This window comes from Candidatus Merdisoma sp. JLR.KK011, from assembly GCF_036941125.1.
GTDB lineage: Bacteria > Bacillota > Clostridia > Lachnospirales > Lachnospiraceae > Laedolimicola.
In genome coordinates this window covers 1-10,523 of sequence record NZ_JAYWSZ010000007.1, presented here as the reverse complement: position 1 = coordinate 10,523, position 10,523 = coordinate 1, and the positions used below count along the sequence as shown (strand labels likewise).

General features: G+C 49.9%; 12 protein-coding genes. All 12 read left to right on the top strand.

Features of this window, described 5'->3' with window-relative positions:
- Positions 1-290 (top strand): head-tail connector protein (locus tag VV089_RS25155; protein ID WP_334337839.1); only part of this gene is annotated, 290 nt, incomplete at its 5' end.
- Positions 287-604: a phage head closure protein gene (locus tag VV089_RS25150; RefSeq protein ID WP_160568774.1), complete on the top strand. Its 318-nt coding sequence runs from the start codon at positions 287-289 to the stop codon at positions 602-604. The genes VV089_RS25155 and VV089_RS25150, both read left to right, overlap by 4 nt.
- 29 nt (positions 605-633) lie before the next feature.
- Positions 634-1,083: an HK97-gp10 family putative phage morphogenesis protein gene (locus tag VV089_RS25145; RefSeq protein ID WP_160568776.1), complete on the top strand. Its 450-nt coding sequence runs from the start codon at positions 634-636 to the stop codon at positions 1,081-1,083.
- Positions 1,084-1,088: 5 nt separating this feature from the next.
- Positions 1,089-1,451, top strand: coding sequence for a hypothetical protein (locus VV089_RS25140; protein ID WP_172528990.1), 363 nt, complete (start codon positions 1,089-1,091; stop codon positions 1,449-1,451).
- Between the two features lie 2 nt (positions 1,452-1,453).
- A complete protein-coding gene (locus VV089_RS25135; protein WP_334337838.1) occupies positions 1,454-2,167 on the top strand; it encodes a major tail protein in 714 nt (237 codons plus the stop codon).
- Between the two features lie 31 nt (positions 2,168-2,198).
- On the top strand, positions 2,199-2,516 hold the full coding sequence (gene gpG, locus VV089_RS25130) for a phage tail assembly chaperone G (RefSeq protein ID WP_160568782.1): 318 nt from the start codon (positions 2,199-2,201) through the stop codon (positions 2,514-2,516).
- The gene (locus tag VV089_RS25125) at positions 2,513-3,037 is read left to right on the top strand and encodes a hypothetical protein (protein WP_334337837.1); all 525 of its coding nucleotides are present in this window, start codon (positions 2,513-2,515) and stop codon (positions 3,035-3,037) included. Before gpG ends, VV089_RS25125 begins: the two co-directional genes overlap by 4 nt.
- Before the next feature lie 38 nt (positions 3,038-3,075).
- Positions 3,076-7,422, top strand: coding sequence for a phage tail tape measure protein (locus tag VV089_RS25120; protein WP_334337836.1), 4,347 nt, complete (start codon positions 3,076-3,078; stop codon positions 7,420-7,422).
- Positions 7,423-7,425: 3 nt separating this feature from the next.
- On the top strand, positions 7,426-8,133 hold the full coding sequence (locus tag VV089_RS25115) for a phage distal tail protein (protein WP_172528645.1): 708 nt from the start codon (positions 7,426-7,428) through the stop codon (positions 8,131-8,133).
- 10 nt (positions 8,134-8,143) lie between these two features.
- Positions 8,144-9,154, top strand: a complete 1,011-nt coding sequence (locus VV089_RS25110) for a phage tail protein (RefSeq protein WP_160568788.1) — start codon at positions 8,144-8,146, stop codon at positions 9,152-9,154.
- Between the two features lie 16 nt (positions 9,155-9,170).
- Positions 9,171-10,013, top strand: coding sequence for a BppU family phage baseplate upper protein (locus tag VV089_RS25105; RefSeq protein WP_172528644.1), 843 nt, complete (start codon positions 9,171-9,173; stop codon positions 10,011-10,013).
- 18 nt (positions 10,014-10,031) lie between these two features.
- Positions 10,032-10,511 carry a hypothetical protein gene (locus tag VV089_RS25100; RefSeq protein WP_334337835.1) on the top strand — a complete coding sequence of 160 codons (480 nt, stop codon included), beginning with the start codon at positions 10,032-10,034 and terminating at the stop codon, positions 10,509-10,511.
- Positions 10,512-10,523: the final 12 nt, after the last annotated feature.

Below are 10,523 nucleotides of genomic sequence, written 5' to 3'. Positions count from 1 at the left end.
GGGAATACAGAGCGGAAATGATTGAACTCTGTAAAAAGTATTGTCATATCGACTATGACGACGACGCTGAAATCGTTGAGTTGATGTTCGACACGACGATGGAGGGGATGGAGGAATTGATTCCGTCGTTCGACAGGTACGCAATGACGAGCCGTCAAAGGCTGCTTGCATGTATTTCCACAAAAGAACTTTACGACCACCGTGAGGAGTATCAGAAAGAGACGACGACGCTCACGAACGCCGTTTCCTCCATGCTGCTGAAAGAGATTTACGGAGGAGGGAACACATGACCGGACGGATAAAGGTGATAAGGAAAAAGACGGAGGTTGTTGACGGCAGGAGGCAGCAGGTGTCATCGACGTTCTATGAATGTTGGTGTGAGGTTCAAGACCTTGCAACAAATGAAAAGTACACCGCATTACAGACCGGACTTGAAAACACGATTGTTTTTAAAGTTCGGAACTGTAAAAAGATTGAGGAAATCAGACTGAACTTGAAAGAGTTCTATGCGGAGTACAAGGGAACGGAGTTCAAGATTTATAATGCGTCACCGATGGTCTCCGACAACCGGAGGGTGTTGCTGAAATGCCGTGCGGGTGCATAGTGTCATAATCTGACACCGGAGGCGATGGAATGAGGATTGAAATGGAGTTCGAGGGGCTTGAGGAACTTGTAAAGGCGTTTGAAAAGGCAGCAAGCGACGACGCAATCAGAGCCACAAACAAAAAGATTGTCGAGAGGGCGCAGCCGATAGTCAAACGGATAATGTCGGGGAAAGTTCCGAAGTCTGCGGACATATCAAAGAGCGGACGGGGGTTCGGTTCAAAGTCGAGCGTATCGTCTCACGCAGCCGACAGTGTGCCAATCGGGAAAATCTCAATAAAGGACACCGGAGCATCGGCAGAGGTCGGATGGGATAAGTCCGACCGGAGCGAGCATTTTTATGTGAAGTTCATAAACTGGGGAACTATCTACCAACCGCCGAGGGAGTTCATCTTTGCATCGGGGCGGGAGGCAGACGGCGAGTTGCAGAAAATCGCCGAACAGGAGTATCAATCATTTTTAGACAACACAGTGGGGTGATAAGCATGGGAAACAGTCCGGACATCATAAAAGACGCATCCGAGACCCTAAAGCCTGTCAGTGGACGGGGAATCACAGTGATGCAGGGATGGTATGACAAGGACATCAAGGCGTGTCATGTGACCTTGTGGGATTTAGGGGAGACGGACGACAATTTCTCCGACGATGACGCAGAGGGCGTGACGTTATCCGTGCAGGTCACAATCTTTTCACAAGAGGACGAGGTGGAACTGGCAAGGGAAATCAAGAGCCTCATGAAAGCAAACGGATTCTCTTTCGAGGGCAGGAACGGAGACGATTCAGAGCCGGAGGACGGAATCTATATGAAAGCACAGAGATTCTCAAAATTTTATGAAAGCGAGGAATGACAATGGAAGAAAAGAGGACGAAAATCAGCGAGACCGTGGAAAAGATTGTCCGGAGCAGGACATGCGGTTGTAAGGATTTGTATGTTGCGCTTGTTTTGCAGAACACGGCGACGCAGTATGTGACGGGAACGCCGAGGAAATTGTCAAGGATGGTGAAAGCAAAGATTGACGAGAAATGGAGTTCCGAAAAGATTTATTCCGACGACGAGACGGAGGAGGTCATCACCGCCTATGAGGGAACGGACGTGGAACTTGAGGTCAACGCCCTTGCACCGCAGGACAGGGCGTTCGTGTTCGGGCAGCGGTATGAGAACGGTTATCTTGTAAAGACATCCAACGACATGGCACCGGAGGTCGCCATCGGATGGCGTGAAAGAAAGCTGAACGGCAAGTATGAGTTCAAGTGGCTTTTTGTCGGGAAGTTCGCAGAGGGCATCAGCGACGAGGCGAACACAAAGGAGGGCAAACTGTCTCCGACCACAAAGAGCATCAAGGGGTCGTTCTATGAGCGCAGCCTTGACAACCAGTATGAGATTTCCGTCGATGAATCGAACCTCATTGACGAGTACACGGACGCAAAGACGGCACTTGCGAACTGGTTCTCTGCGGTGCAGGAATATCCGGACAGCGTTGAAAACGCAGGAGGCAGCACAGAGGACGGCACCGGAGACGGCACAGAGGGCAGCACCGGAGACGGAACGACCAGGCAGCAGTAAAAAAGAGACCATATAACAGGAGGAAAATTCAATGCAGAGAAAAGTCATCGTAAACAAAAAAGAGTATACCATGCCGAAAATGTCAATCGACACATATATGGACTATCTGGAATTGTCGGAGCAGATTGACACAAAAAAACGGTATACAAAGCAGGACATTGAGGCGATGGTGCTGTTCGTGTGCAAGGCATACGGAGACCAGTTCACCGCCGAGGAACTCAAGGACGTGGAAAGCGGTCTTGATGCTGCGGGAATCATTATGGAGTTCCAGTTCATTGACGTGGGTGTCGGTGAGGAACTTGCTCGCCGTATGGAGAAGATGCAGAAAAATTTTCAGAGTGGCAAGTGATTCCGGAAATTGAAATCACTTGCAGGGGAGGAACGGTTTTCATCAATTCCGTGACGGTGGAGCAGTACAAGAAATATGTGAGCCTCATGGAGAGGAACGATTCCGACCGGATAACGGATGCGATGTTCTTCAACAAAAAAATCATTCAGGAAATTTTCGGCAACCGGATGTCTCTTGCGGAACTGGGAGGGGCAGAGGTCATCGAATTTCTGACAGCAGCAAAGGGAATCCATTTCATCATGCAGGATGTCATTTCGGAAAAGCTGCTCACGATTGTGGATGTCGAGCCGATAGAGCGGGAGGCATCCGCATTTGATGAATACGACGTTGAAAACGGGTATGAGGACGACGTGGAAACCGAGGAGAACCCGTGGAAATCCTGCGGAGAGATTCTTGACAGGGTCACAAAAATAGCAATCCGTCTATTGAAAAACTCATACAGCCAATGTATGAGGGAGGACATCGTCTCCCTTTTGGAATATCTGAAATTCGAGTTAGACACGGTAAATGAAAACAAATAAATCCGGCAGCAGACAGGACAAGGGGAGGAGGTGAGAGCGTGGCACATGCAGGTGTCAAACTAACTGTAAATTCAAGTGATTACCGGACACATATGAAGTCGGCAGCAGCGCAGATGAAAGAACTGTCAAGCGAATATTCCCTTGCAGCTACACGGGCAAAGCTGTTCGGTTCTGCTACGGACGCACTCAAGGCGAAAGCCGAATCCCTCACACAGAAAGTCACCGTGCAAAAGAACATCGTGCAGATGAACAGGGAGCAGCAGGAACGCCTCACGGAGCAGTTGGGAAAGCAAAAGACAAAGCAGGAGGAACTCAAGGCAAAGGTCGAGGCTGCAAAGAAAGCGTATGAGGACGAGAAAAAGGCAACCGGAGAAAATTCAGACGCAACGAAAGAACTGAAAGAGGCACTTGACAAAGTTGAGCAGGAGTTCAAGGAAAATGAAACCGCAATCGGCAGGACGGAGACGGCTCTTTCAAGGCAGACCGTAAGTGCGAACAGGGCAGAGACCGCCCTCATGGAAATGGAGGCGGAACTTGAGGACGTAAACAGGGAATTAAAGAACCATAAACTCAACGTGTTCGCCGACGCTTGCGACAAGGCGGGGCAGAAAATAGAGCAGTTCGGAAAAAGGATGACCGTTGTTTCTGCGGGGCTTGCCACGTTTGCGACGGCATCGGCAAAGATGGCGGTGGATTTCGAGGATGCAATCGCCAAAGTGTCAACCATCATGGACGAGGGCGTGATGTCCGTGGATGAAATGGAGGACGCAATCATCGGTCTATCGAACGAGACGGGGATTGCAGCCGGAGACATTGCGGACAACGTATACAACGCCATAAGCGCAGGGCAGGGTACAGCGGATGCGGTGAATTTCGTGAGGGAATCGACGAAACTTGCGACGGCGGGGTTTGCGGAATCCGGAGACACGCTTGACATTCTGACAACGATTCTCAATGCGTATGGACTTGAGGCAGAAAAGGTCACGGAAGTCTCTGACATGCTAGTCCAGACACAGAATCTAGGAAAGACGACCGTTTCCGAGTTGTCGTCTGCTATGGGAAAGGTGATTCCGACCGCAAACGCAAACGGTGTCGCCCTTGACCAGTTGTGCGCCGGATATGCAATCATGACGGCAAACGGTGTCGCCACGGCAGAAACAACGACCTACATGAACTCAATGCTCAATGAGTTGGGAAAGACAGGCAGCACGACGGATGTAATTCTGCGGGAAAAAACAGGAAAATCATTCAGCGAACTCATGGCGAGCGGTTCAAGCCTTGCGGACGTGCTGCAAATCATAGACGGGGCAGCAAAAGAAGAAAACCTCACCATGAGCGACATGTTCTCCTCTGCGGAGGCAGCAAAGGCGGGGCTTATCCTGTTAGGAGACAGCGCAGATTCATTCAACGGAACACTGAAAGAAATGAGGCAGTCAACAGGTGCGACGGACACGGCATTTGAGAAGATGCAGACGACCTCATATGACATTAAAATCGCAATGAATGAACTGAAAAACACCGTGTTGCAGTTCGGGCAGACAATCATGTCGTCCGCTGCACCGTTGGTCGAGCAGTTTACGGAAAAGGTACATACATTGTGCGAATGGTTCGGCTCACTGGACGAGGGGCAGCAGCAGACCATACTCAAGATAGGGATGTTCACGGCAGCGGTAGGACCCGCAGCAATCGGAATCGGGAAGTTTGCACAGGGCATTTCATCGACGATTAAGGCGGGGCAGAACTTAGTCTCCGGCATTTCCTCCATCATTGCGAAAATCACGGCGAAAACAGCAGCGACGGCAGCAGGAACGGCAGCAGACACGGCGGGAACGGCAGCGACGGCAGCGCACACGGTCGCAACGGCAGCGTCAACAACAGCGACAACGGCATCAACGGTCGCAACAAAGGCACTGGGGTTCGCAATGAAAGCATTGCCTATTTTAGCAATCGCCGGATTGATTGCCGGACTTGTGGCATGGTTAGTCGATTTATATAAAAACAATGAGCAGTTCAGAGAGGCAGTAAAAAGAGTTTGGGAGACGGTAAAGTCCGCATTTGGAAACATACTTGAAATCTTTAAAAAAGTCGGGGAAGTGGTCGGGCAGGTATTCGGAAAAGTAAAAGAAGTCATCGGAAACGCTATGAGCGCAGCAAAGGACACGGTCGCCGAAAAGCTAAACAACATGAAATCCGCATACGAGGAAAACGGGGGCGGTATCAAGGGCGTTGTGGCAGCAGGATGGGAGGGAATCAAAGGCTACTACACCGCAGGACTTTCTTTTATAGACAAACTGACCGGAGGGAAACTGACAGAAATCAAAAACAAATTTTTGGATTCCGGAATCGGACAGGCGGTGTCAAAGGCGTTTAACGGAATCAAGAACACGGTGTCAACGGTCATGACGGCAGCAGTTGACACGGCAAAGGAAAAGCTGAACAACATGAAATCCGCATACGAGGAAAACGGGGGCGGTATCAAGGGCGTTGTGGCAGCAGGATGGGAGGGAATCAAAGGCTACTACACCGCAGGGTTTTCTTTCATCGACAATCTGACCGGAGGGAAACTTTCGGGAATCAAGAATAAATTTTCTGAAAAACTGGGGGAAGTCAAAGGGGCGGTCGGCGAAAAGCTATCGGCAGTCAAAGACACGGTCAAACAGAAATGGAATGATATACAGGTAAGCTATGAGGAGGGCGGTGGAGGCGTTGCCGGAGTTCTTGAGGTGATATTTGACCAACAGGCTGAACTTGTGCGAGGGGCGTTCGACGTGATTCAGAACATCACGGGAATCAACATGGAGGGCGTGAAAGAAAAGGTCGTCACTTTCATTCAGAAAATCCGGAACACGGTCGTCGATTTCGTCTATGAATTACCGAACAAAGTCAAGAGTGGGCTGCAAAGCGTAAGGGATGCGGTCGCAAATGCGTTCGAGACAATAAAGAATGTCATCACGGTGGCACTCATGGCTATAAAAGAGGTCATCGGCGCAGCCGTTTCCATCATCACGTTGCCGTTCCGGTTCATTTGGGAGAACTGCAAGGCGGTTGTCATCGAGGTATGGGAGGCGATACGGGAAAAGGTTCAGACTGCAATCACGGCGGTGCAGGAGACCATTTCACGAATCATGACAGGCATTAAAACGGTGATGGTGGAGGCGTGGGATTCCATCAAGAGGAAAGTCGAGACGGTGCTTGAGAACCTAAAAATCATTATAAAGACGGTTTTCGATTTCTTTTACTCAAGGATTGAGTTTGTGCTGCAATCCATTTTAAACATCATCACAACGATATGGACGGCAATCAAGACCAACGTGGAGACGATTCTTTCGGGGATGCGGGAGTTTATCGAGACCACCTGGACGGCAATCAAGACCAATGTGACAGTGATTGTCAATGCGGTCAAGACGGTGCTGACAACCGTATGGAACGCCATCAAAACGACGGTCACAACGATAGTCAATGCTATCATGACCACGGTTACAACGGTTTGGAACACAATCAAAACCAACGTGACAACGATAATCAATGCCATAAAGACGGTGCTGACAACCGTATGGAACGCCATCAAAATAACGGTCACAACGGTAGTCAATGCCATCATGACCACGGTTACAACGGTTTGGAATACCATCAAGAACAATATAACGACGGCTCTCAATGCGATAAAGGCGACCGTGACAGCCGTATGGAACGCCATCAGCAGCACGATTTCATCCGTACTCAATGCAATACGGGCGACGGTTGCAAATATATTCAATGCAATACAAAGCACGACGATGACCGTGTGGAACGCCATCAAGACGGCAATCAGCACGGCAGTCAATACGGCAAGGACAGCGGTGTCAACGGCGGTGAACGCCATCAGCAGCACCGTGAGCAGCGTGTTCAATGCCTTAAAATCGACCGTTTCAAATATATGGAACGGCATCAAGTCGGCAATCGAAACACCGATAAACGCTGCGAAAAATGCGGTGAAGAACGCCATTGATGCAATGAAAAACGCCTTTAATTTTGAGTGGTCATTGCCGAAATTAAAACTCCCGCACTTTTCAATTTCCGGTTCGTTCAGTCTGAACCCGCCGTCCGTTCCAAAATTCGGAATCGAATGGTACAAGACAGGCGGTATCATGACGAACCCGACCGTGTTCGGGATGAACGGCACACGGCTCATGGTCGGGGGTGAGGCAGGGGCAGAGGCAATCTTGCCATTAAGTGAGTTTTATGCAAAGCTGAACCACATGCTTGACCGGAAAATAGATGCAATCAATCAGCAGATAAAGGCGCATGTCGAGGTTCACACATACATCGACAGCGATGAAGTGTCGAACCGTACAACGGAAAAGGTCAGTGACAACCTAGCAGTCGAAAAGATAAAGAGGAGGTAAGCGATGAAGATTGACGAGACAGACATCCGGACATACAGTGCGAAACAGTTGACCGTTGACTATACGCTGCCCTCCACGGCGGTGAGCGTTGACATGTTCGACGGCGCACTGATTCCGTCCGAGGGCGAGACACACACGCCTCTTTCGGGCGTGACGGTGGGCGTTCTGTTCAGAGGCAGGACAAGAGACGAGGTGCAGCGTTATGTCAGTGATTTCAATGCAATGCTGCAAAAAGGCGTTGCGCTCACTCTGGACGGATATTCAAGGCGGTTCAAAGGGTATATGACAGGGAACACACTCTCAAAGACCATTACAAAAGGGAGGTACACGGCAGACTTTACATTCACGGGGTACTGGTTCAGTGAGACGGTGACGCTCACATGGGAGAATGTTCATGAGGTGGAGTTTGAGGCAGCAGGAAACAGGTGGTCTCCGTGCAGGGTAACAATCACGGCGACGGAGTACATTGAGGAAATGAGAATCAACGGCTTTTCGGATGAAATTATCATCCACACGATTCCGAGAGGGGCGACGGTCATCATTGACGGGGAAAAAGGATTCGTCACGATTGACGGGGAAAACAAGTTCAAGGATGTCGAGGGAATGATGGAGTTTCCGTTCTTAAAGACTGGGGAGGCGAAAAGCCACCACCTCATATTTTCGGATAAAAACGCAATCGTGACGATTGAATACAATCCGATGTGGCTCTAGGGGGTGCAACATGGAACTTTTCAATGACATGCACGAAAAGGTGTGCAACCTGTCCGGAATAAAAGAAATCTGCATCACAAGCACTTTGAAAACAGGAGACAGGGAAATCTCTTTCCAGTACCGGAAAGATAACACCTATGCAAAAGGAATCAAAGAGGAGGCATATATCAGAACCAACGAGGACGAGTTCGTCATCAAACAGATTGAGCCGTCCGGCGACTGGTATAAATGCACCGGAATGATGAACGTCGAGGAAATGGAGGGTAGGCAGTTCCCCGCCGGATTTGAGACCGTGGAAAAGACTGCGGAGGACTGCTGCAATGAGGCAATAGCCGGAACGGGATGGACGGTCACGTTCTGCGGGGTAAAGAAAAAACGCACGGTCAGAATCGAACAGAACTGTTCGGCGTGGGATGTGGTGCAGCAGGTCATCAGCACATATCGGTGTGAAATCAAGTTCGATTCCATCCATAAGGGAATCGCAATCTATGAGCAGATAGGCGAGGACAGGGGAGCGTATTTCATGGAACGGCTGAATCTGAAAAGATTGCAGATACAGTCAAATTCATATAATTTCTGCACAAGGCTAATCTGCATCGGCAAAGACGGATTGATGCTCAACATCGGGGGAAAGAACTATCTTGAGAATTATCAGTATTCGAGGAAAGTCAAGACCTGCACATGGAAAGATGAAAGATACACCGACGAGGAATCCTTGCGGGAGGACGGGGAGGCGAAACTGGATGAACTGTCAAAGCCTTATAAATCATATACGGCAGACATCGTCAATCTTGTGGAGGCGGTGCAGGACGAGGAGGAAAGAGAGCGTTATCGGGAAGTATTCGACATAGCACTGGGAGACACAGTTCTCTTGATGTCAAAGTCAACGGGCATACGGGAAAGACACCGAATCGTGAAGATGTACCAGTACCCGCAGACGAGGTCAAAAAACAAGGTGGAACTTGCGAACACGAGGCTCTCTTTTGAGGAGGTTCAGAAAACGGAGCAGGAATTGTCATAAACGGGGAGGTGAGGAAATGCAAATCATAAGACACATAAAAGTGGATTTATACGGGGCGGTGAAACGGTTTGCGGTCGCAGCCAAGCAGATGGATATGGGTACAAGATACATCGGGGTCACGCTCATGGAGAACGGTGTCGTCTATGAGATACCGAACGACGCTGAAATCATTATCAATATGACAAAGCCGGACAGAACCCACGTCCACAACGACGGCGAGAAATCCGGAAACGAGGCTCTCATTCCGCTGACCCGCAACATGCTCATGGTTCATGGAACGGCATATTGCGAGGTACAGTTGTACCAGTACGGCGCATTGCTGACAAGCGCAAATTTTGAAATGGAGATTTTCCCGTCGCAGAGGGATGAATCGGAGATTGTACATTCCGGAGAGTATACGAGGCTTGAGAATACGATTCACGCTGCAAGGGAGGCGTTGCAGATTGCACAGGACACACAGAACGCCATTGACGCAGCGGAGGCGTTGAGGGCAGCAGCGGAAAAGGCGAGGGAACTTGCGGAGCGGGCAAGGGAAATCAGAGAGAGCCGGAGGGAGGACAGCACAGCGAAAATTATTGCCGAGTGCGCCGAGACAATACGGGCAGCGGTGGAGCAGACACGGGCATGTCTCAAGGCGACGCAGCGGGCAGAGGAAATCATCATTTCACAGAGCGGGCTTGATGCGATACTGGCAGCAGTCCGTGACTATTATGAGCGCATCCGGCAGCTTGAAACGGACATCAACATCAACATAGACGGAGGAACACCGTTCTCAACAGATTTATTATTGATAGATGGGGGAACACCATTTACGACAGACTATGACAAATATAACGCAGGAAAGCCACACACGATATAAGAGAGGAGTGAGGAAAGAATGGCGACAGCAACAGTTAGGGTCAAGAAAGGAACAACAGCCGAATGGATTGAAAGTCGTCGGGTACTTGACGACGGGGAAATGGGGCTTGAACTGACCACGGACGGACACCGAATCATCCGCATCGGGAACGGTGCGACGGAGTTCATGGACTTGCCTGTTTCGTTTGACATCGAGGAGGTCAGAGAAATCAAGAAAGGCATGGATGACAATGCCAAGACTTACTATGAGGACATGGTCAAGCGGGGCGAGGAGTACATTGCAGAAATCAAGGCGATGGCGACCACCATTGAACTTGAGGACGAGGCGACGGGCATCAAATACCGGATGGGGTTGTCCGGAGGAACGATGTATTTTGAGGAAATGAAAAAAGAGGACACCGTTCCGGATGCCGGAGGCGATACGGAGGGCGGTGAGACCGGAGGCAGTTCAGAGGAATCCGGAGAAACAGAAAACACAGGACAGGAGGAAAATGAGTAATGGCAGCAGGTG